Origin of the sequence: Chromobacterium sp. LK1 (assembly GCF_001043555.1) — a bacterium.
Taxonomy (GTDB): Bacteria; Pseudomonadota; Gammaproteobacteria; order Burkholderiales; family Chromobacteriaceae; genus Chromobacterium; species Chromobacterium aquaticum.
The window spans coordinates 1-20,806 of record NZ_LDUI01000049.1; the positions used below are offsets into that span (position 1 = coordinate 1).

20 protein-coding genes and 1 riboswitch are annotated in these 20,806 nt (G+C 63.4%); of the genes, 15 read left to right on the top strand and 5 right to left on the bottom strand.

Features of this window, described 5'->3' with window-relative positions; all coding sequences use genetic code 11:
* Positions 1–176: 176 nt before the first annotated feature.
* On the bottom strand, positions 177–1,199 hold the full coding sequence (locus VI26_RS19450) for a magnesium transporter (protein WP_048411422.1): 1,023 nt from the start codon (positions 1,197–1,199) through the stop codon (positions 177–179).
* Between the two features lie 82 nt (positions 1,200–1,281).
* Positions 1,282–1,454: riboswitch (M-box (ykoK) riboswitch) on the bottom strand.
* A gap of 477 nt (positions 1,455–1,931) precedes the next feature.
* Positions 1,932–3,518, bottom strand: a complete 1,587-nt coding sequence (locus tag VI26_RS19455; protein WP_048411423.1) for a PAS domain-containing methyl-accepting chemotaxis protein — start codon at positions 3,516–3,518, stop codon at positions 1,932–1,934.
* Positions 3,519–3,855: 337 nt separating this feature from the next.
* Between VI26_RS19455 and VI26_RS19460 the strand changes: the two genes are divergently transcribed.
* Positions 3,856–5,061: an EAL domain-containing protein gene (locus tag VI26_RS19460; protein WP_082151164.1), complete on the top strand. Its 1,206-nt coding sequence runs from the start codon at positions 3,856–3,858 to the stop codon at positions 5,059–5,061.
* A gap of 20 nt (positions 5,062–5,081) precedes the next feature.
* Here VI26_RS19460 and VI26_RS19465 read toward each other — a convergent pair whose 3' ends face one another.
* Positions 5,082–6,281, bottom strand: a complete 1,200-nt coding sequence (locus VI26_RS19465; RefSeq protein ID WP_048411425.1) for an NnrS family protein — start codon at positions 6,279–6,281, stop codon at positions 5,082–5,084.
* A gap of 98 nt (positions 6,282–6,379) precedes the next feature.
* Positions 6,380–7,708 (bottom strand): PAS domain-containing methyl-accepting chemotaxis protein, encoded by a 1,329-nt coding sequence (locus VI26_RS19470; RefSeq protein WP_048411426.1) that lies wholly within the window; start codon positions 7,706–7,708, stop codon positions 6,380–6,382.
* Positions 7,709–7,980: 272 nt separating this feature from the next.
* Here VI26_RS19470 and VI26_RS19475 point away from each other — a divergent pair, with 272 nt between their 5' ends.
* On the top strand, positions 7,981–8,685 hold the full coding sequence (locus VI26_RS19475) for a glutathione S-transferase N-terminal domain-containing protein (protein WP_048411427.1): 705 nt from the start codon (positions 7,981–7,983) through the stop codon (positions 8,683–8,685).
* 211 nt (positions 8,686–8,896) lie between these two features.
* Here VI26_RS19475 and flgA read toward each other — a convergent pair whose 3' ends face one another.
* Entirely contained in the window at positions 8,897–9,613 is a 717-nt protein-coding gene (flgA, locus tag VI26_RS19480) for a flagellar basal body P-ring formation chaperone FlgA (RefSeq protein WP_082151165.1), read from the bottom strand.
* Between the two features lie 135 nt (positions 9,614–9,748).
* Between flgA and flgB the strand changes: the two genes are divergently transcribed.
* The 13 genes from flgB (at position 9,749) to VI26_RS19545 (ending at position 20,719) form a co-directional block, all read left to right on the top strand.
* Entirely contained in the window at positions 9,749–10,108 is a 360-nt protein-coding gene (gene flgB, locus VI26_RS19485) for a flagellar basal body rod protein FlgB (RefSeq protein ID WP_048411428.1), read from the top strand.
* Between the two features lie 3 nt (positions 10,109–10,111).
* Positions 10,112–10,537, top strand: coding sequence for a flagellar basal body rod protein FlgC (gene flgC, locus VI26_RS19490; protein WP_048411429.1), 426 nt, complete (start codon positions 10,112–10,114; stop codon positions 10,535–10,537).
* A complete protein-coding gene (locus VI26_RS19495; protein WP_048411430.1) occupies positions 10,534–11,217 on the top strand; it encodes a flagellar hook capping FlgD N-terminal domain-containing protein in 684 nt (227 codons plus the stop codon). Before flgC ends, VI26_RS19495 begins: the two co-directional genes overlap by 4 nt.
* A 37-nt stretch (positions 11,218–11,254) precedes the next feature.
* Complete coding sequence (locus VI26_RS19500) at positions 11,255–12,433, top strand: flagellar hook protein FlgE (RefSeq protein ID WP_048411431.1); 1,179 nt, start codon at positions 11,255–11,257, stop codon at positions 12,431–12,433.
* Positions 12,434–12,449: 16 nt separating this feature from the next.
* Positions 12,450–13,181, top strand: coding sequence for a flagellar basal body rod protein FlgF (locus VI26_RS19505; protein ID WP_048411432.1), 732 nt, complete (start codon positions 12,450–12,452; stop codon positions 13,179–13,181).
* Positions 13,182–13,245: 64 nt separating this feature from the next.
* Positions 13,246–14,034: a flagellar basal-body rod protein FlgG gene (gene flgG, locus VI26_RS19510; RefSeq protein WP_048411433.1), complete on the top strand. Its 789-nt coding sequence runs from the start codon at positions 13,246–13,248 to the stop codon at positions 14,032–14,034.
* Positions 14,031–14,681: a flagellar basal body L-ring protein FlgH gene (gene flgH, locus VI26_RS19515; RefSeq protein ID WP_048411434.1), complete on the top strand. Its 651-nt coding sequence runs from the start codon at positions 14,031–14,033 to the stop codon at positions 14,679–14,681. The genes flgG and flgH overlap by 4 nt, the downstream gene beginning before the upstream one ends.
* A gap of 118 nt (positions 14,682–14,799) precedes the next feature.
* Entirely contained in the window at positions 14,800–15,900 is a 1,101-nt protein-coding gene (locus VI26_RS19520) for a flagellar basal body P-ring protein FlgI (RefSeq protein WP_156183971.1), read from the top strand.
* A complete protein-coding gene (locus tag VI26_RS19525) occupies positions 15,900–16,346 on the top strand; it encodes a hypothetical protein (protein WP_048411436.1) in 447 nt (148 codons plus the stop codon). Before VI26_RS19520 ends, VI26_RS19525 begins: the two co-directional genes overlap by 1 nt.
* An 8-nt stretch (positions 16,347–16,354) precedes the next feature.
* A complete protein-coding gene (gene flgK / locus VI26_RS19530) occupies positions 16,355–17,722 on the top strand; it encodes a flagellar hook-associated protein FlgK (protein ID WP_048411437.1) in 1,368 nt (455 codons plus the stop codon).
* A gap of 10 nt (positions 17,723–17,732) precedes the next feature.
* Complete coding sequence (flgL, locus tag VI26_RS19535; protein ID WP_048411438.1) at positions 17,733–18,641, top strand: flagellar hook-associated protein FlgL; 909 nt, start codon at positions 17,733–17,735, stop codon at positions 18,639–18,641.
* An 11-nt stretch (positions 18,642–18,652) separates the two neighbouring features.
* On the top strand, positions 18,653–19,690 hold the full coding sequence (locus tag VI26_RS19540) for a hypothetical protein (protein WP_048411439.1): 1,038 nt from the start codon (positions 18,653–18,655) through the stop codon (positions 19,688–19,690).
* Positions 19,691–19,813: 123 nt separating this feature from the next.
* Positions 19,814–20,719 (top strand): ion channel, encoded by a 906-nt coding sequence (locus VI26_RS19545; RefSeq protein ID WP_048411440.1) that lies wholly within the window; start codon positions 19,814–19,816, stop codon positions 20,717–20,719.
* Positions 20,720–20,806: the final 87 nt, after the last annotated feature.

The following is a 20,806-nucleotide window of genomic DNA, read 5'->3' on the forward strand; positions in this document are numbered from 1 at the left end:
GCGAGGCAAGGCGAAAATGGCTGAGAAAGCGGAATGTACAAGATCGTAAACAGGTTCTAAGAGCCTGTTCAAAGCCTCGCGGGCATCGGCGCGCGCCCGGCAAGTCCGCATCCAGGGGATGGGCTTGGCGGGCGCGGTTTGCGGCGGCGCGCGATGGCGCGCCGGAAAGGGGGCGCTTAGGCCAGGTCGGAAATTACCAACATGGCGATGTTGAAGTAGATCACCAGGCCGGTGCCATCGATGAAGGTGGCAATGAAGGGCGCCGACACCACGGCCGGGTCGATGCGCATCTTCTTAAGCAGCATCGGAATGATGGAGGAGACGATGGCGCTCCAGATGGTGATGGCGATCAGGGTCAAGCACACCACCAAGGCCACTTCGTCTCCCACGCCCAGCATCCAGGCGCGTATCCAGGCCACCACGCCTATGGCCAGCGCAATCATGAAGGAGGTGGTCACCTCTTTGCGCAGCACCGTGCCGATATTGCGCAGGCTGACTTCGCCCATCGCCATCGCGCGCACCAGGGTGGAAGTGATCTGGGTGCCGCTATTGCCACCGGTGCCGATCAGCAGCGGGATGAAGAAGGCCAAGGCGATGGCGGCTTCCAGCTGCTCTTCGAACACTTGCAGGATGGTGCTGGTGTAGGCTTCCGCGAAGAACAGCAGCAACAGCCAGGGCAGGCGTTTTTTCCACAAGCTCCACGGGGAGCTTTCCAGGTAGGAAGTTTCCAGCGGCAGGCTGGCGCCCTGGCGTTGCGCGTCGTCGGTGCCTTCGTCGCGGATCAGCGCGGCGATCTCTTTTTCGTACAGGGCGCCCAGCAGCTTGCCGCCGCTGACCACGGGCGCGAGATCCACGCCCTTGTCTATCAGCTCCGGCACGATGTCGCGGCGTTGTTGACTGGGCTCGACGACAAATGAGGTGGGGCCCATCAGCGCGGAAACCGGCAGCGTCAGATCGGTTTCGGTCAGCAGGCGCTTGACCGAGAGTTGGCCGTGCAGGAAACGGCTGCTGTCGATGACGAAAATCTGGGCGGGAATGTCTTCGTCGCGCAGCTGTTTGAGCATGTGCTCGCGTGCTTCGCTGACTTTCATGTCGCGGCTGAGGGTGATCAGGGTGTCGCTCATGTAGGAGGCGACGGTTTCTTTCAGATTGACTTCGTTTGCCTGAGCGGTAGGCAGGGTGATGCTTGCAAAAGACATGTTGAGGGGTTCCCCGTTAGCTGTTTTATAACCACAAACAGTTGTCACAATGGGGGCGTAAACCAGAAGAGAGAGTGCAGAAAAGCTATCTCCGCGTCTAAGTTTTGGCACTATGCAACGTATCCCGAAAATATCGGGAAGTCACTTTGGGCTATACCTTAATCCGATAAAGCCTGTCCTAACCTTGGGCGTCTCTCGACGTCGTCAGATCAGTGACCTGTGTTTGCATAGGAGCCTCGCCGAACGAGACACTGCATCTTTGGGACGCATGCGCGGCGCGTGGCCGGGCCGATCCCGCGCTGTCGTCGACGCCGCGCTGCGGCAGGGCAGTGCGATCATCGTCTTGGCGCCTTGTTGCTGGGCGCTTCACCTCCTTGGGCTGGGTTTGCGAGCGGTGTTTGAACGTAAGCGTCTGTTTACGATCTGCAGCGCGTCGTGGAGCGTTATACGGTGAGTATGTCTTCGAAATGCCCATGTACCGTGTGTACATTCCGCTTTCTCAGCCGCAACGCCTTGTCTCGCTCTTGCTCGCGAGACTTTGAACAGGCTCTAAGCGCGGGCGGCATTCGCCGCGGCCGATGTCATGGTGCAGTGCAGTAAGGCCGCGGCGAATAACAGCTATGAAAGAGGGGGTATCAAGTAGTTCCTCGATTTTGTAGAGTTTGTGTAATAAAACGCGTTCGCATGTCGATTATTCCCAAACATGCCATTGGCTCGCGAATTGCATGCCAATCACATGTGTTTTTCAAATTGGCTGACCAGGCGTCGCAAATCGCCAGCGGTGGTGTGCAGCTTCTGCGCCACCTGCAAGGTGGCCGCGATGCTGTGGCTGTTCTGCTCGGTCAGATTGCTCATCGTTTCCATGCTCTGCGCCACCTCGGTGGAGGCGGATGACTGCTGTTGCAGCATATTGGCCACGCTGGAGGAGGATTCCGCCACCTTCGCGTTGGCGTTGCGTATCGCCTCCAGTCCCTGGGCCGCCGCTTGTATCGTTTCCTCGGCGGTATGGACCTTGCTCACCGCGGCCTTCACTTCTTCCAGCGCTTCCTGCGAGCGCTCGCGCAGGAAACCCACTGATTGTTCGATTTCCAGCGTGTTGCCGGCGGTGCGTTCCGCCAGTTTGCGAACTTCGTCTGCCACCACGGCGAAGCCGCGACCTTGTTCGCCGGCGCGCGCGGCCTCGATCGCCGCGTTCAGCGCCAATAGATTGGTCTGGTTGGCGATGTCCTTGATCACGCCGGTGACGGTGTTGATCGATTCCACCGATTGCTCCAGCTTGATGATGATGTCGCGGGTGCAGGACACTTCGCTGACCACGGCTTGAGCCGCCTGGCGCGTGTCGCTCATCTGTACCTCGCCTTGATTCGCCAGCTCGGTGGCCTGGTCGGCGAATTCGGCGCTGGCGCGGGTGGATTGAGAAATCTCGTTGACCGACACCGACAATTGCTCCAGCGCCGCCGCCACCCGGGTAATGCCTTCCAGCGTCGATTCGCCGCGGGTGTTCAGCGACTCGGCCTCGGCGTGGGTGGCGCTGGCGGCCTCGCTGACATCCTCGGCGCCGGCGACGACGTCGGCGAGGATGGCGCGCAGATGAATGCGCAGGGTTTCCATTTCTTCCAGCACCGCGCGCGGCTCGCGCAGGCCGGCGGCCGGGATCTGGGTGCTGAAGTCTCCTTCGGCCAGCCGCATCAATGCGTGGCGCGCGGCGTCTATCGGCCGCGCCAGCCAGCGGCCGACGAGATAGCCGGCCGCTGGCGCCCAGGCCGCCGCCAGCGCCAGCAGGGTCAGCCGCGCGGGGCCGTCCGCCGCCGCTGCTGCCAGCGCCAGGGCGGCTGCCGGCAGTTGCGCGAGCAGCAGGCTCGAGGCCAACGTTGGCGGGCTGACGTGGCGGGTTTCCGGAAATGCCTGTCGCCGTTCGCGGATGCGGGCGTAGAGCTGTTCGGCCTCGGCGGTCTGCTCCTTGGTGGGCGCGCTGCGCACCGACATATAGCCCACCGGGCGGTTATTTTCGCAGATCGGCGTCACATAGGCTTCCACCCAGTAGAAATGCCCTTGCTTGGTGCGGTTCTTGACCAGGCCTTTCCATGGGCGGCCGGTCTTGATGGTGGCCCAGAGGTCGGCGAAGGCTTCGGCCGGCATGTCCGGGTGGCGCACGACATTGTGCGAATGCCCGACCAGTTCGTCCTCGCTAAAGCCGCTGATGTCGATGAAGGCGCGGTTGGCGTAGGTGATCTGGCCTTTCAGGTCGGTCTTGGTGACGATGGGGCGATGGGGCAGCAAGAACACCTCGGTGCTGTCCACGGGAAGATTCTTTTTCATGGGTCCGGCTCCAGTCTTGGTCAGCGCCGCGCAACGGCGATCCGGCACGCGCCTGTGGCGGGCCGGGAGCGGAAGGCTGAAATCCCATCCGGGTCAATCTAAATGAGATTGATTAATGTCCACGCTATTTCATTGATTGCACTGAAATTTTGCGTTTACCGCCTCCAATGCAGATATAGAACAAAACTGTGCCGTCAAGCAGTCAAGTTTGATGCGAAGTTGATGTTTTCAGTGAGTTAAAGCCCGGAAAAGGCCGGGCAAAATAAGCATCTTCCTATTTCTTTTGCGATGTCCGCGTGAGGAAAATGGCGCATCCGACTTGGATGCAAGAAAAGCTATGGAACCAGCAAGTGTCAAACTGGGCGTGGGGCCCATGCGGGTATTGGTGGTGGACGATCACGATCTGCAGCGTTTCGCTCTGAAGCAGGCGCTGCGCGAGATCGGCATCGAGAGCATAGACGAGGCGCAGGATGGCCGCGCGGCCTTGGATTTGCTAGTCCAGCGCCGTTACGACCTGATGATCAGCGATCTCAATATGCCGGGCATGGACGGCGTGTTGCTGCTGCGCCACCTGGCCTTGCTGCCGCATGTGCCCCATATCGTGTTCAACAGCACCTTGTCCAAGGACATGCTGATGGGCGCCTACCGGGTGGCCTCGTTTTACAACCTGCCGGTGATAGGCAGCTTGAACAAGCCCTTGTCGATGGAGCAGCTGTGCAAGCTGTGGCAGGCGGTCGCGCGGCGGCCGGCGTGGAATTCGCAGTTGCCCGGCTTTGAGCGTAGCGAGCTGGAGCTGGCCTTGCAGCGTGGAGAGATTGTGCCCTGGTATCAGCCACAGGCCGATCCCGGTTTGCTGCGGGTGGTGGGCGTGGAGGCGCTGGCGCGGTGGAACCATCCGACGCGCGGCGTGCTGGAGCCGTCGGAGTTCCTGCCTGGCCTGGAGCATTACGGCCTGGACGAGTCCTTGTTCTTCGCCATCTTCCGCGCGGTGGTGGCGGATTACCGGCGCTGGAGCAGGCAATTGACGTTGTCGGGCCTCAAGGTGTCGATCAATCTTACCGCCGGTCAGTTCTGCAACCCCGAATTGCCGGCCAGCCTGGCGGCGGCGGTGGAAGAAATGGGGATGGCGCCGGCCTTGCTGACGCTGGAGCTGACCGAGACCCAGCGCTTGAAAAATATCTACCAAGCGCTGGAAAACGCGATCCGGCTGCGCATGGCCGGCTTTCGCGTGTCGCTGGACGATGTCGGTTCCGGCTACAACGGCTTGCAGTACTTGCGCGAGCTGCCGGTGACCGCGATCAAGATAGACCGATCGCTGGTGGCCGGCGCGGCCGAGGACGAGGTGGCCAGGGATATCCTGGAGTCCACCATCCTGCTGGCCAAGGACCGCAATATCCAGGTGGTGGCCGAAGGCGTCAGCGAGGAGGCCGACCTGCAGCTGATGGCGCGGCTGGGGGTCGATTATGTGCAGGGCTATTTGCTGGGCTGGCCGATGCCGGCGGAACGGGTGCCGGATTATCTGCGGCGGCGCGGCCAGGGTTGAGCCAAGGGTTTGGCTGCTTCTCAGCCCGGCTTGCCGTCGGAGCGTGGCCGCCAGTAGCTGGGCAGGAAGGCGCGGCCCCAGGCCGCCAGGGTCAGCAGCCAGCCCAGGGCCGCCGCGCCGTACAGCCAGCCGGACCAGACGCCGGGCAGCATCTCGGTGGCCACCCGGGTCAGCGCCAGCCAGTGCGCGGCCAGGTAGAGCCGCCACAAGCCGGTTCCGGCCTGCAATGGCTGGCCGGAGTGGCCCAGCGTCACCCGCGACACGAAGGCGATCATCATGGTCAGAAAGAAGCCTACGGTGACCGCGTGCAGTGCCGCCAGCGCCAGCCGCGGCGACGCCAGCCAGCCATTGAGCGCATACAGCCCGAAGCCTATCGGCAGCCAGGCGAAGGCCAGGTGCAGCATGCCCAGCAGCCGCACCCGCAGCGCGGCCACCAGCCGCCAGCGCCAGCTGACGTAGGCCAGCAGCGCGGCCATCGCCGCGTCCAGCGGCCAAGCGGGCAGGCCGAAGCCGTCCAGCAGGCCGTGGCCCAGCGAGCCGGCCAGCATCGCCGCCAGCAGCCAGCCCGGCCGCCACGGCTGGTACAGCGGCAGCGCGTTGGCGGAGAAGAAAGGCAGCATGCGGTGGCAGACGGTCAGGAATACCGGCAGCAGGAAACCCCAGAGCGCCAGATTGCGCATCCACAGCCAGCCGCGGCCGTCCTGGAACAATAGCCAGTAGCCGCCGGCCAAGAGCGCCAGCACGCCGCAGCACAGCGCCGCCAGCACCGCGCAGGCATGGCGGCGGTCCGGCTGCGGGCTCGCCAGCAGCAGGCAGGCGAAAGTCAGCATGAGGCCGCTGAAGCCCAGCGTGTACAGCGCGTGGCCGGCCAGGGTCCAGGCCATGCCCAGCCACAGTCCGGCCAGCCATAGCAGCAGCCCGGCGACCAGCAGCGCCGGCACGCCGATGAAGATGACGCGGCCTGGCGGCTCCACGCCCAGCCAGCGCGGGCCGGCGGTAAACAGAAAGCCGGTCATGAACAAAGGGAAAAAGCCGAACAGCATCAGGAAGCCATGGGCCAGCGAAGCGGGCACGATCAAGGCGGCGTGGACGCCGAGCAGGCGGCTGGCCAGCTCGGCGCTCCAGGCGGCCAGCAGCAGGATGGCGAACAGCATGCCGGGCAGAAAGGCGGCGCGATGCGGCGCTTGCGCCAGCATCGCCGCGGGGTGGGGGTGTTTCATCGCGGACTCGATAAGACTTGTGGGCGCCTCAGTATCGCCGCGCCGAAGCCGGCGCGGACATGATTTGGATCAAGGCTTTCCGAGCCTGCCTTCCCGGCTCAGGCGCGCTGCTGCAGCAACTCCGACACGTCGCGCACCACTTGCACCACTTCCTTGGCGCCGGCGCGGATCTCGGCGATGGAGTCGCGCGCCTGCTCGGACAGCTGCAGGCTGGTGTCGGCCAGGCCGCGCACTTGCTGCATCGAGGTGATGGCGGACTTGGAATCTTCCTGGATGCTGCGCACGATGCCGGAAATCTCGCCGGTGGATTGGCTGGTGCGCTCGGCCAGCTTGCGCACTTCGTCGGCCACCACCGCGAAGCCGCGGCCCATCTCGCCGGCGCGCGCCGCCTCGATCGCCGCGTTCAAGGCCAAGAGATTGGTCTGGTCGGCGATCTCGCTGATGGTGCTGATGATGGTGCCGATCTGGCCGGAGCTGTCGCCCAGCTTGGTGATGATGACGGAGGAGCTTTCCACGCTGGATGCCACCTTGGTGATTTCGCTGGCCGCCTGTTCCAGCACCGCGCTGCCCTTGACCGATAGCTGCTCGGTATTGACCGACACTTCCACCGCGGATTGGGCGTTCTCGGCCTGGGCCTGTAGTTGCTGCACCCGGCGGCTGATGTCCTGGGCGAACTTGACCACCCGCACCGGCTTGCCGTTGAGGTCGTACACCGGGTTGTAGGTGGCTTCCAGCCAGATGGTCTGGCCGTTCTTGCTCAGGCGCTTGAACTGGCCCTGGAAGAACTTGCCCTGGCGCAGCTGGCGCCAGAACTCGGCGTAGTCCTGGCTGGCGGCGTAGTCGGCGTCGCACAGCATGCGATGGGGCTTGCCGCGGATTTCGGCCAGCGTATAGCCAAAGGTATTGAGGAAATTCTCGTTGGCATCCTGGATATTGCCGTCCAGATCGAATTCGATCTGCGCCATCGAACGGCTGATCGCCAGGCGGATCGCCTGGTCGTTCTGCTCCTGGTGCACTTGCTCGGTAATATCGGACGCCACCTTGACCACGCCGCACACCTGGCCGTTGCTGGACAGCACCGGGGTGTAGCTGGCCTCCAGCCAGATCTCCTCGCCGTTCCTGGCGTAACGGTTGAAGCGGCCGTTGACCGGCTCGCCGCGTCGCAGCTGCTGCCAGAATTCGGCATAAGCCGGGCTGCTCACATAGTTCTTGTCGCAGAAGATCCGATGCGGCTTGCCTATCACTTCATCGCGCTGGTAACCCATGGTGCGCAGGAAGTTGTCGTTGACATTGGTGACCACCCCGTCGGGCGTGAATTGTATCATCGCCATCGAGCGGTCGATGGCGGACAGCATGCCGCGCAGGCCGTCCAGTTGGCCGGTCAGCTCGTTGAGCTGCTCCTTCAGTTTTCCGGTGAAAAAGGGCATGGCTGCCTCCATTCTAATTGCGATACAGGAGTGCCAGTGGAGCACGCCAAGCTCATTTCAAACTAATACATTCCACATGATTTAAAAGGGAAATTTATTTTTGAATGAATTTCTTATTACTGGGCGGCATTGGCCATAGGCACGGATTAAGAGTGTATCCAGCTATTGCGTCAATAACATCTCGCCATTGATTGGCTGCTGATTTAAGACAAATGCAAAAGCCGGGCTTATCATGGGCGCGCAACCCACCCGTCCAACTCAATGGAGCGCGCATGAGCGATTTATCCGCCTTTCCCATCACTCGCAAATGGCCTGCGAAATATCCGGAACGTATCCAGCTGTATTCGCTGGCCACGCCCAACGGGGTCAAGGCGTCCATCATGCTGGAAGAGACCGGCCTGCCTTATGAGGTGCACCTGGTCAGCTTCGACAGCAATGATCAGTTGTCGCCGGAGTTTCTGTCGCTGAACCCCAATAACAAGATTCCCGCCATCCTCGATCCGCGCGGCCCGGGCGGCAAGCCGCTGGCCTTGTTCGAGTCCGGCGCCATTTTGCTGTATCTGGCGGAAAAGAGCGGCCAATTGCTGCCGCGCGACCCCGCCGCGCGTTATGAAACCATTCAGTGGCTGATGTTCCAGATGGGCGGCATCGGCCCGATGTTCGGCCAGCTCGGTTTTTTCCATAAATTCGCCGGCAAGGATTACGAGGACAAACGGCCGCGCGACCGTTATGTGAACGAGTCGCGCCGCTTGCTGGCGGTGCTGGACCAGCGCTTGAGCGGCCGCCAGTGGATGATGGGGGACGATTACAGCATCGCCGATATCGCCATCTTCCCCTGGGTGCGCAATCTGATCGGTTTTTACGATGCCGGCGCATTGGTGTCGATTGCGGATTTCCCGCAGGTGACGCGGGTGCTGGACGCCTTCCTGGCGCGGCCGGCGGTGCAGCGCGGGCTGACGATTCCGGCGAGATCGTAAACCGCCTGTTTCAGATGACCTTGCCCGCGTATGAAAAAGCCCCCGTCCGGGGGCTTTTCATTTGCTTAGAGCCTGTTCAAAGTCTCGCGAGCTAAGGCGAGACAAGCCGTTGCGGCTGAGAAAGCGGAATGTATGGTTGGTACATGAGCATTTCGAAGACGGTACTCACCGTGTGACGTCTCACGACGCGCAGCAGACCTTGAACAGGTTCTTAGTCCACTGGGCTGACCTCGCCCGGCTGGCTGGCGCGGGCGCGTATCACCTTGCCGGTGGCGCTGTTGCGCACGCGGATGATCTCGCCCTGGCGGCCATTGCCCAACGCCTCGCCGGCGGCGACCACTTCGATGCCGCTGTTGCGCGCGACGATGCGCACTTCCTCGCCGCGCTTGACCAGCAGGCTGGCTTCCAGCGCCTTGAGCCGCAAGGGCTGGCCCTGACGCAGCGCGGTGCGGTTGCTCAAGCCTTCCAGCTTGGTCTTGGCGCCGACCATGTCGGCCGGGTCCAGCACCGGGCGCTCCATCCATTCGATGTCGCCGGCGTCCAGCAGGCTGCGCGCCGGGATGTCGCGCGCCGCTACCGCCACGCGGGCGCTGATTTCGGCGCGAACGATGAATTCGGCGTCCCAGCCGGCGGCGTCGCAGCGCGCCTGCAGCCGCATGCGGCTGGGCGCGCGCTCGTCCAGCGCGACGACGCGCACTGGCTCGGGGCAGGGCGGGGCGTTGAAGCCGCGTGGCGGCAAGGCCTTGACGCTGATGCGGGGCGCTTCCAGGCCGGCTTTTTCCGCTTTCTGCAGCAGCAGCGCGCGTGCGCTTTGTTCCACCGCGGCGGCGGCGGGATAGGGGGCCGCCAGCGTGCGAGCGCCGGGCAGGATGAGCAGCGCGGCCAATAGCGGCGCGGTTTGATGCCAATAGGGTGTGAAAATTCCCATTACAGATGACTTGGTAATTATCCCGTATACGTGAGGGGGTGCGGTTATTAGTATCGCTTTTCAATCGAGCGGCCATTTAATGTGAATTAGATAGCCGATGTTTAAACATGGTAGAGAAGCGCATGGATCTAGGCAATGGGTCTGCACCTTGATAAAGCATTGAGCGTTCACCCGGCTGCCTTGCAGTTGCGAGCGGAGCGCACCCGCATCCTGGCGTCCAATATCGCCAACGAGAACACGCCGGGGTATCAGGCGCGGGACATCGACTTCAAAACGGCTTTGGCCGCCTCGGCGGACGACGCCGCGTTTCCGTTGGATTCGCCGTCCGGCGACTTGCAATACCGGCGGCCCAATCATCCCGCGCGCGACGGCAATACCGTCGAGTTGGGCGTGGAGCAGGCCGAGTTCGCGCAGAACGTTTCCGAATTCCAGACCAGTCTCGCCTTCCTGAACATGAAGTTTCGAGGGCTGGCCAAAGTGATAGCAGGTCAGTAAACCATGTCCTTCCGCGATATTTCCCGCATCGCCGGCTCCGCCATGACGGCGCAGACGGTGCGTCTCAACACCGTGGCCAGCAACCTGGCCAACGCCGACACCGCCGCCGGCAGCGAGCAAATGGCTTACCGTTCCCGCAAACCGGTGTTCGCCACTCAATATCGCGGCGGAGACGGTTTTGACGGCTGGCGCGGCGCCAGCGTCGGCGTGCTGGACGTGGTGCAGAACCAGGAGCCGGTGCGCAAGGCGCACGAGCCAGGCAATCCGCTGGCCGATGCCGACGGCAATGTTTTCTATTCCAATGTGAACGCGGTGGAAGAGATGACCGACATGCTGTCGGCCTCGCGCGCGTTCCAGACCAATGTGGAAGTGCTGGCCCGAGTCAAGGGCATGCAGCAGGACCTGCTGAAACTGGGAGACAACGCATGAGCGTGAACGCCGCGCAAAACGGGCAGCAGAGCCAGTCGGCCGCCTCCAATGGCTCCAATCCGGCAGTGGCGCCGGCCGCCGGCCAGAGCACCGGCATGGACGATATGTTCATGAAGCTGCTGCTGGCGCAGATCCAGAACCAGAACCCGCTGGACCCCACCGACGCCTCGCAGTTCGTCAGCCAGCTGGCGCAGATGAGCCAGATGAAGAGCTCCGCCGACATGCTCAAGCAATTGCAGGGCAATGCGCTGATGCTGCGCGAACTGCAGGGGGTGTCGCTGGGCTCGCAAGTGGGACGCCAAGTGCTGGTACAGGCCGATCAGGCGCACCTGAGCGGCAAGGACCCCTTGTCCGGCCGCGTGACCCTGTCCGGCGAAGAACAGCAGGTGTCGCTGGTGCTGACCGACGCCGGCGGCAAGGAAACCGTGATCGATCTGGGCAAGCGCCCGGCCGGCGAGTTCGATTTCAACGTCGATCCAAGCAAGCATGGCCTGGTGGAGGGCGAGTACAAGCTGGAAGTGCGCGCCGCGTCCAAATCCAAGGCCGGGCTGGAAATGCTGGCCACCGTGTCTGGCGTGCGCCTGCCCATCAACGGCGGCGAACCGACGCTGACGCTGGCCGGTCTCGGCGAATTCCCCGCCTCCGCCATCACCCGTCTGCTGGGCAAAACCCAGGCCTGAAGCGCCGATTCAAGATACCTAAAACTTTGGAGCGACCATGAGTTTCGACATTGCTTTGTCCGGCATCAACGCCGTCAACAACCAACTGGGCAATATCAGTAACAACATCGCCAACACCGGCACCTACGGCTTCAAATCCAGCCGCACCAGCTTTTCCGCGGCCTACGCCGGCGCGCAGCCGATGGGGGTGGAAGTGGTCGGCCACAGTCAGAACATGGCGCGCAACGGCAATACCGTGCGCACCGGCCGTCCGCTGGACGCCGCCATCGACGGCCGCGGCTTCTTCGTCAGCCGCGACCTGAACGGCGGCATGGCCTATTCGCGCGTCGGCATCTTCACCGCCGACAAGGACGGCTACCTGGTGGATGGCTACAACCGCCGCGTGCAAGGCTACGGCAAGGCCGATGGCAATGCGCTGGGCGCCTTCGGCGATATCAAGATCCCCAACGGCAACATCCCGGCCAAGGCCAGCGACAAGCTGCAATACGTCGGCAATATGTCGGCGGGCTGGAGCGTGCAGACCATGCCGTTCGACAAGGCGCAGAACACCTTCAACAGCTCGGCGGTGTCCACGGTTTACGATTCCCTGGGCAATAAGCACAACCTGACCCAGTATTTCTGCAAGACCGGTTCGGGCGCCATCACCGTCCACTACACGCTGGACGGCGCGGATCTGGCCACCACCGCCACCTTGAATTTCGACACCGACGGCAAGCTGACCAGCCCCACCGCGCCGGTGGCGCTGAATCTGGGCACCCCGGCCGGCGCCTCCGCGCTGTCTGTGAACCTGGACTACACCGGCACCACTCAGTTCGCCGGCGAAAGCAGCCAGACCCTGAACGCCAGCAATGGCTACCCGTCCGGTTCGATGACCGGCACCAGCCTGAACGACAACGGCGACGTGGTGGCGGCTTACAGCAATGGCCAGAAGCAGGTGGTGGGCACCTTGGCCATCGCCAACTTCCCCAACGAATCCGCGCTGCAAGCGACCTCGCAAACCAGCTGGGTGGAAACCGCAGGTTCCGGCACCGCGGTGTATTCGCGTCCGGGCGCCGGCCTGTCCGGCAATCTGCTGGCCTTCACCCTGGAACAGTCCAATGTGGACATGACTTCGGAACTGGTGGACCTGATGACCGCGCAGCGCAATTACCAGGCCAACACCAAGGTGATTTCCACCGAAAACCAGACCATCCAGGCGTTGATGCAGGCGGTCTAAGGCGGGGCACGAATAAATGGACGCACTGATCTACACCGCGATGAGCGGCGCCGACCGCATGCTCAAGGCGCAGCAGATACACGCCAACAACATCGCCAACGCCGAAACCGGCGGCTTCCGCGCCGACATCGGCGTCAGCACCAGCCAGGCGGTGCCGGGCTATGGCTACGACGCGCGCCACCTGAGCCAGAACGGCGCCAACGCGGTGGACGTGCGCAGCGGCGCGGTAGTGCAAACCGGCCGTGATCTAGACGTGGCGGTGCAGGGCGACGGCTTTCTGACGCTGCAAGGGCCGGACGGCAGGGAGGTCTACACTCGCGCCGGCAATATGGTGGCGGACGTGGACGGCAAGCTGAGCGTCAATGGCCACCCGGTGCTGGGCGACGGCGGTCAGATCACCGTGCCGCCCGACTACGTCAAGCTGCACATCGGCAGCGATGGCGTGATCTCGGTGCTGGCCGCTGGCGAAAGCGAAATGCAGCCGATAGACAAGCTCAAGCTGGTCAAGCCGCAGCCGCAGGACATCGCCAAGGACGTCAATGGCCTGGTGATCAGCCGCCAGGGCGGCGCGCTGGCCGCAGACGATACCGTCAAGGTGCAGGGCGAGCACCTGGAGCGCAGCAATGTGTCGGCGGTGGAAGAAATGGTGGCCACCATGACGCTGAACCGCAACTTTGAAATGCAGATGCGTTTGTTCAACTCCGCCAGCGACATGGTGGAGGCGGGCAACCGCCTGGTGCGCGCCTGATCCGGCATTCCAATAACAGCGCCGCGGCCAAGGTCGACGGCGCAAACCATCGGGGAATCGAAACATGAATCCAGCTTTGTGGGTGAGCAAGACCGGCATCCAGGCGCAGGACGCGCGCCTGACCTCCATCGCCAACAACCTCGCCAACGTCAACACCGTCGGCTTCAAGCGCGACCGCATGGTGTTCGAGGACCTGTTCTACCAGGTGGATCGTCAGCCGGGCGGCAAGACCGACCAGGACAATACCGCGCCCTTGGGCGTGCAATTGGGCAACGGCACCCGGCTGGTGGGCACCCAGAAGGTGTTCACCCCCGGCCCGCTGACCACCACCAATCAGTCGCTGGACGTGGCCATCGTCGGTCAGGGCTTTTTGCAAGTGAAGATGAGCAACGGCGAAACCGGCTATACCCGCGCCGGCCAGCTGCAGCGCAATGATCAGGGCGCCATCGTCACCCCGCAAGGCCTGCCGCTGGAACCGTCCATCACCATTCCGGGTGATGCGTCCTCGGTGACCATCAGCGAAACCGGTACCGTCAGCTATACCCGCGGCAGCAGCAGCACGCTGGAAACCGCTGGCCAGATCGAGCTGGCCAGCTTCGTCAACCCGGCCGGCCTGCTGGCGCTGGGCGACAATCTGTTCCAGAAAACCGCCGCCAGCGGCGATTCCACCGCCGACGCGCCGGGTTCCGGCTCCTTGGGCAAGCTGAAGCAGGGCGCGCTGGAAGGCTCCAACGTCCAGGTGGTGGAAGAGATGGTGGACATGATCGCCGCGCAGCGCACCTATGAGATGAACACCAAGGTGCTGAGCGCCGCCGACAATATGATGCAGTACCTGGCGCAGTCGGCGCGATGAAACTGCTGGCCCTGATGCTGTCCGCCTTGCTGCTGGCCGGCTGCGCGCAGCCGATTCCACCGCAGACCACGCAGGAATTCGCGCTGCCGGAATTGCTGCAGCAGCCGCAGCGCGGCAAGGGCGGCGGCGTGTTCACCGTCGCCGGCGCGCAATCGCTGACCTCGGACAGCCGCGCCTTCCGTCCCGGCGACGTGCTGACCGTGGTGCTGGAAGAAACCACCCAGGCCAGCAAGAAGGCCGGCACCAGTTTCGGCAAGAAATCCGGCGCCAGCGTGGCGCCGTCGCTGCTGGGCAATACCACCTTCCGCGCGCAAGTGGGCGTGGACGCCAGCCGCGATTTCAACGGTTCCTCCACCTCCACCCAGCAGAACATGCTGTCCGGCGCGCTGACCGTGGTGGTGCACAAGGTGCTGGGCAACGGCCTGCTGGAAGTGAAGGGCGAAAAGCAGCTGGTGCTGAACCAGGGCGAGGAATTCCTGCGCCTGGCCGGCTATGTGCGGGTGGAAGACATCGACACCGACAACCGCGTGTCCTCGCTGCGCATCGCCAACGCGCGCATCGGCTACTCCGGTCGCGGGGCCTTGTCGGACGCCAACGAACCCGGCTGGCTGATGAAGTTCTTCGCCAGCCCGCTGATGCCGTTCTGAACGGCGGGCGGCGGGGAGTTTGGGCGGGACAACAGGCGGGCGCTGACGGGCGTCCGCCGTTCGCGTATGCGGTCCTTGGGGCGCGCATGCGCAATCACAGAATCATTCAGGGCGGATCATGCACGGTTTTATCAAGCAAATGACGGGATGGGCGCTGCTGCTGGCGGCGACGCTGGCGACGGCGCAGCCCTTGCGCAATCTGGTGACGGTGGAGGGCATCCGCGAAAACCAGTTGATCGGCTACGGCATCGTGGTGGGCCTGGACGGCACCGGTGACAACTCCCAGGTCAAATTCTCCGGCCAGTCGGTGGCCAATATGCTCAAGCAGTTCGGCCTGAAAATGCCGGAGCGCACCGACACCAAGGTCAAGAACGTGGCGGCGGTGATGGTCAGCGCCAGCCTGCCGCCGGGTTACGGCCGAGGCCAGACCATAGACGTCACCGTGTCCTCGCTGGGCGACGCCAAGAGCCTGCGTGGCGGCACCTTGCTGCTGACCCAGTTGAAGGCGGCCAACGGTGAAATCTACGCGCTGGCCCAGGGCAATGTGGTGGTGGGCGGCGTTTCCGCCCAGGGCAAGAGCGGCTCCAGCGTCACCGTCAACACCCCCACCTCCGGTCGCGTGCCCAATGGTGCGTCCATCGAGCGCGAAATCCCCAGCGACTTCGAAGAAGGCGACAGCGTGCGCCTCAGCCTGCGCCGGCCCAATTTCGAAACCGCCACCAATATAGTCAAGGCCATCAACGCCAGCTTCGGCCGCGTGGCCAGCACTCGCAACGCCACCACCATCCAGGTGCGCGCGCCGCTGGATCCCACCGAGCGCGTCGCCTTCGTCGCGCGGCTGGAAAAGGTCAATGTCGGCGTCGGCAGCGAAGTGCCGCGCGTGGTGTTCAACTCGCGCACCGGCACCGTGGTGATCAGCCAGGGTGTCACCGTGCGTCCGGCGGCGGTGTCGCACGGCAGCCTGCGCGTGGTGATCTCGGAAAACCCCAGCGTCAGCCAGCCCGGCCCGTTCAGCAACGGCCAGACCACCACGGTGCCTAATTCCACCGTCAACGTGGATCAGGGCTCCGGCCGCATGTTCAAGTGGCCGGCCGGCGCCAGTCTGCGCGCCATCATCGACACCGTGAACAGCACCGGCGCCACGCCGGACGACATCATGGCGATACTGCAGGCGCTGGATCAGGCCGGCGCGATCGACGGCGAACTGGTGGTGATCTGATGGAAAGCAAAAACATACAAGCAGCGCTGGCGATGCCGGCCGACGCCAAGGACGAGCCGGCGGTGCAGCCGGCCTCGCCGGAATACCGCCGCAAGGCCGGCGCCGCGGCGGAGCAGTTCGAGGCCCAATTCGTGCGCGAGATGTTCAAGCAGATCCGCAAGACCACGCGCGAGATCGCCGGCGAGGACAGCATCTTCGCCAACTCCATTAATGGCGACATGATGGATTTCGCCGACGGCGCGGTGGCGGATCAACTGGCCAAGCAACGGGTGTTCGGCGTCGCCAACGCCATCCTGCGCCAGCTGCTGCCGGAGGAGGGTGGCAATATTCACCTTAAAAACGGCGGCGCGCCGGTCGCAAGCGATAAACAGAACCCCGGCTCGCTGCCGGACGCGCAGGGCCTGGCAGCTTTCGCTCCGCCGCTGCTGCCGCTGAATAAAAGGTAAGAATCGCCATGCGCATGATAGACAACGCGCTGACCGGCGCCGTCGCCTCCCAGGCCGCGCTGAACGCCGTCAGCCAGAATATCGCCAACCAGATGACCCCGGGCTACTCGCGCCAGGGCGTGGTGCTGACCGCGCTGATGCCCGGCAGCGGCGACCCGTACAGCGCCGGCTCCGGCGTGGTGGTCAACGCGGTGCGCCGCTTCAACGACGACTTCAAGAACCTGCAGCTGTGGCAGGCGGCGTCCAGCCAGGGCGAACTGGTGGCGCAGAATCCTTACTTCGGTCAGTTGGAGCAAGTGATGGGCCGCGACGGCAGCAGCCTGTCAGCCGGCTTCGACCAGTTCTTCCAGGCGCTCAGCGCCGCCAGCCTGTCCGGCGATGCGATGCGCGACCCGGTGATCCGCAGCGCGGAAGCGCTGGCGCAGCGCTTCAACAACCTGGACAAGGTGTTCGGCTCGCAACTGGCCGCCATCGCCGAGCAACGCTCCGCCACCGTCACCCAGATCAATAGCTCGGTGGCCAATATCGCCGACCTCAACGCCAAGATCGCCGCCGGCAAGGCCATAGATACCAATACCTCAGGCCTGGAAGACGAGCGCGACCGCCAGATAGACTCGCTGTCGGCCCTGGTGGAAGTGCGCGTGGTGTCGCAGCCGGACGGCAGCAAGAACGTCAGCCTCAAGAGCGGCCTGCCGCTGGTGGCCGACACCCAGGCGGCCACGCTGAGCAATACCAGCCAGCCGGATGGCAGCCAAGTGCTGACGCTGAATTTCTCCAAGGACAAATACACCCTGGCCGGCGACGGCCTGGGTGGCCAGCTGGGCGGCCTCAATCAATACGAAATCCAGACCGTGCGCCCGATGCGCGCTCAGGTGAAGACCCTGGCCAGCGAAATGGCGCAGCGCGTCAACGACCAACTGGCCAAGGGCTATGACAATAACGGTCAGCCGGGCAAGCCGCTGTTCGTTTACGACGCCTCCGGCGTCAACGGCATCCTGAAAACCAGCGGCATCACCTCGGCCGAGCTGGGCTTCTCCGGCGATCCGGCCAAGCCCGGCGACAACAGCAATTTGCTGGCGGTGATCGGCCTGCAACAGCAAAAGATCACCATGCCCGGCGTCGGCGCCGTCACCATTGGCGATGCTTACTCGCAAATGGTGGGCAAGCTGGCGGTCAGCAGCAAACAGAACAAATCCGGCCTGGAAAGCGCCAAGGTGATCCGCGCCGAGGCGGAAAAGAGCTGGCACAACACCAGTGGCGTCAATCGCGATGAAGAGGCGATGGACCTGCTGGAGTTCCAGAAAATGTATCAGGCCAATATGAAGGTGATCAGCGTGGCGAACCAGCTGTTCGAAAGCACCTTGTCCATCTTGTAAGGAAGACAGCATGCGCGTTTCCAGCAATCAATACCTGTCCACCATGCAGTTGGCGATGCAGACCAGCAACTCCGCCCTGGCCGAGATGCTGCAGCGCATGTCCAGCGGCGATCGGCTGCTGGCGCCGTCGGACGACCCCATCGCCAGCGTGCGCCTGCTGCGCCTGCAGCGCGAAGAAGCGGCGCTGGACCAGTATCAGCAGAACATCGGCGCGCTCAGTTCCACGCTGTCCAAGAACGAGTCGATACTCGACAGCATCAGCCTGGACATCCGCGACGCCAAGGACCTGTTGACCGCCGCCGCCAACAACCCGCCGGTGGACGATCTCAAGGCAATGGCGACGCCGCTGCGCAGCCTGCGCGAAAGCCTGTTCTACTCCGCCAACACCAAGGACGCCGAGGGTCGCTACATGTTCTCCGGCTCCAAGCCCGCGGTGGCGGCCATCGCCTACGACGCCGCCCAGCCGGCGGGCAGCCGCTACAGCTTCGCCGGCAATACCGACAAGCAGCAAGTGGTGGTGGGCGAGGGCATCACCCAGGATTCCAATGTCACGTTGGAAAACATGGCCGAGATCCTGAACCAGTTGGACAAGACCATAGGCCGGCTGGAAGACCCGGCGCTGGACAATAAGGATCCGACCGTGGCCGCCGACATTCGCAGCGCGATGAACGCCAGCGACAAGGCGTTGGAAGGCATCTCCAGCAAGATCGCCCAACTGGGCGGCACGCAGAACATCATGAAAACGCTGACTCTCAATCACGACAATGTCAGCCTTTCCAATAAACAGACCATGACCAAGTTGGGCAGCCTTGATTACGCCGATGCCTTCATTCAGTTGGGCGGCTACACCATGGCGCTGCAAGCCAGTCAAAAGGCCTATGGCCGTGTCAGCCAGTTGTCCCTGTTTGACGTGATCTGATCGAGCCTGGCATGAACACACCGATTTCCTCCGTCAACGTCAAGCAAAGCGGCAAGCGCTGGGGCAAGGACGCCGGCGCGGTCGCCGCCGCCGCCACGATCGAGCGCACGCCGGCGCCGCAAGCGCAGTCGGCCGCGCAAGTGCGCGGCGCGCCGACCTCGGGCTGGCGCTATAGCGCCCAGCTCAATGAGCAACTGACCTCGGCGCAGCAAGCGCTGTCCTTTGTCGACGGCCTGTTGGGTCAGCTCGAAGGCGTCAAGTCCGGCCTCAGCCGGGAACTGACTCAGCGTCAGCTCAATCAGGGAGAGCTGCAACGCCAACTGGAACAATTCAACGCACAGTGGCGCCAGCGCCAGACGGCCAGCGGCGGCAGCCTGGATGGCCAGTTGCGCTTCCATCTGGCCGGCGATTCGCGCCAGGGCTTCACCGTCAAAGGACTGGAGCTGGCTACGCTGGCCGGCGGCCAGGCCGAAACCCTGGTGTTTTCCACCGGCGAGTCCGGCGCGGCGCCAACCTCGGTGCAAGTGGGGGGCGGCGTGGGGGAGGAGGAAGTCCTGCGTCGCTTCAATCGAGCCTTGGCCGGCGGCGGCGTGCGCGCGGAAGTCAATGAAGACGGCCAACTGGCATTCAGCGTGCCGGAAGCGCAATGGGCGGCCTTGAATGAGCGCATGACCGTGCGCGGCGGCGGCGTCCGCTTTCCCGGCGGCGTGCCGCAGCGCCTGAAGCTGCAGCCGGAGGCGGAAGCCTTCCAGCCCGAGCGCTGGAAAGTCGACGATCACGCCCAGGTGCGTCAGGCCTTGCAGAATGTGGTGCGCTCCATCGGCCAATTGCATCAGACCCGCGCCGCGATCAATAGCGCGATCGCCGAAGCGCAGCACTCCATCGAGCAACTGTCGCATATGAATGAGCAGAGCTGGGCCAGCCAGTTCGTATCCGACTTCAATGCCCGGCTCAACCAGCCGGATAGCTATCGCAACTTCTATGAACTGGTGCCGGCGCTGATCGGCGTCAGCCGTTACCGGGTGCTGTCGCTGCTGTCGCTCAGCTAGACACGGTGCCAGCGGCCAGCATTGCCTGGTCTCCAGGGCGTCGATGATCTTTGGCTTCATTGACGCCAGTCCGCGATCTTCACACAATCAGCCATTCCCATCTCAAGAACGGCTTGGCGATTCATGACTACCAGCGGCAACAAGCCGGCCCGACGCGTGGAAGTTGGCGGCCGCAGCGTGTACCTCCACAGCGTGCCGCGTCACTCGCTGCACGACCTCTACCATTTCTGCATGACCATCAGCTGGCCGCGCTTCTATCTATTCATCGCCGCCGCCTTCATTGCATTGAATCTATTGTTCGCCGGGCTCTACCAGGCACAGGCCGGCGGCATTGCCAACCAGTACCCGCAGGGTTTTCTCGGCGCCTTCTTCTTCAGTGTCGAAACGCTGGCCACCGTCGGCTACGGCGATATGCATCCGCAAAGCCTGTATACCCATTGGATCTCGATGCTGGAAATCTTCATCGGCATGATGAGCATCGCGCTGATCACCGGCGTCAGCTTCGCCCGCTTCTCGCGGCCGCGGGCGCGCATCGTGTTCACCCATAGCCCGGTGGTGCGCATGCTGAACGGCGAGCCGGCGTTGATGCTGCGCGCCGCCAACGCCAGGAACAATGTGATCATCGACGCCAGCGCCCGGCTGCGGCTGTTGCAGGATGAAGTCAGCGCCGAGGGCGTGAGCTTCCGCAAGCTGCACGACCTGGCCTTGGTGCGCGAGCAGCATCCGATGTTCGTATTGGGCTGGACCCTGGTGCACAAGCTTGACGAGGCTAGTCCTTTATATGAAAGAGACGCCGAGTCGCTGGCGGCCGTCCGCGCGCAGCTTATCCTGTCCATCAACGGCATAGACGAAACCACCGTGCAGCCGATGGTGGCGCGCCATACCTTCTCGCACCAGGACATACGCTGGAACCATGCTTTCGCCGACCTGATCTATACCGACGCCGAAGAAAACGACCATGTCGACTACCAGAAACTGCAGGAAGTGAGGCCGCTGTCGCCTGATTCCGGCCGGTTTGGCGAAGACTGAGCGCGTGTCGTTGCTGGCAGTGTATTGAGATTCAAAGGCTTAGTCGAAAGCAGCGATTTTTTGTGTTGAAAGGTGTTGACGGGTGAG

Bases quoted from the DNA above. Each gene is read 5' to 3' on its own strand.
- VI26_RS19450 (WP_048411422.1), bottom strand. From the start codon at position 1,199: ATGTCTTTTGCAAGCATCACCCTGCCTACCGCTCAGGCAAACGAAGTC.
- VI26_RS19455 (WP_048411423.1), bottom strand. From the start codon at position 3,518: ATGAAAAAGAATCTTCCCGTGGACAGCACCGAGGTGTTCTTGCTGCCC.
- VI26_RS19460 (WP_082151164.1), top strand. From the start codon at position 3,856: ATGGAACCAGCAAGTGTCAAACTGGGCGTGGGGCCCATGCGGGTATTG.
- VI26_RS19465 (WP_048411425.1), bottom strand. From the start codon at position 6,281: ATGAAACACCCCCACCCCGCGGCGATGCTGGCGCAAGCGCCGCATCGC.
- VI26_RS19470 (WP_048411426.1), bottom strand. From the start codon at position 7,708: ATGCCCTTTTTCACCGGAAAACTGAAGGAGCAGCTCAACGAGCTGACC.
- VI26_RS19475 (WP_048411427.1), top strand. From the start codon at position 7,981: ATGAGCGATTTATCCGCCTTTCCCATCACTCGCAAATGGCCTGCGAAA.
- flgA (WP_082151165.1), bottom strand. From the start codon at position 9,613: ATGGGAATTTTCACACCCTATTGGCATCAAACCGCGCCGCTATTGGCC.
- flgB (WP_048411428.1), top strand. From the start codon at position 9,749: ATGGGTCTGCACCTTGATAAAGCATTGAGCGTTCACCCGGCTGCCTTG.
- flgC (WP_048411429.1), top strand. From the start codon at position 10,112: ATGTCCTTCCGCGATATTTCCCGCATCGCCGGCTCCGCCATGACGGCG.
- VI26_RS19495 (WP_048411430.1), top strand. From the start codon at position 10,534: ATGAGCGTGAACGCCGCGCAAAACGGGCAGCAGAGCCAGTCGGCCGCC.
- VI26_RS19500 (WP_048411431.1), top strand. From the start codon at position 11,255: ATGAGTTTCGACATTGCTTTGTCCGGCATCAACGCCGTCAACAACCAA.
- VI26_RS19505 (WP_048411432.1), top strand. From the start codon at position 12,450: ATGGACGCACTGATCTACACCGCGATGAGCGGCGCCGACCGCATGCTC.
- flgG (WP_048411433.1), top strand. From the start codon at position 13,246: ATGAATCCAGCTTTGTGGGTGAGCAAGACCGGCATCCAGGCGCAGGAC.
- flgH (WP_048411434.1), top strand. From the start codon at position 14,031: ATGAAACTGCTGGCCCTGATGCTGTCCGCCTTGCTGCTGGCCGGCTGC.
- VI26_RS19520 (WP_156183971.1), top strand. From the start codon at position 14,800: ATGCACGGTTTTATCAAGCAAATGACGGGATGGGCGCTGCTGCTGGCG.
- VI26_RS19525 (WP_048411436.1), top strand. From the start codon at position 15,900: ATGGAAAGCAAAAACATACAAGCAGCGCTGGCGATGCCGGCCGACGCC.
- flgK (WP_048411437.1), top strand. From the start codon at position 16,355: ATGCGCATGATAGACAACGCGCTGACCGGCGCCGTCGCCTCCCAGGCC.
- flgL (WP_048411438.1), top strand. From the start codon at position 17,733: ATGCGCGTTTCCAGCAATCAATACCTGTCCACCATGCAGTTGGCGATG.
- VI26_RS19540 (WP_048411439.1), top strand. From the start codon at position 18,653: ATGAACACACCGATTTCCTCCGTCAACGTCAAGCAAAGCGGCAAGCGC.
- VI26_RS19545 (WP_048411440.1), top strand. From the start codon at position 19,814: ATGACTACCAGCGGCAACAAGCCGGCCCGACGCGTGGAAGTTGGCGGC.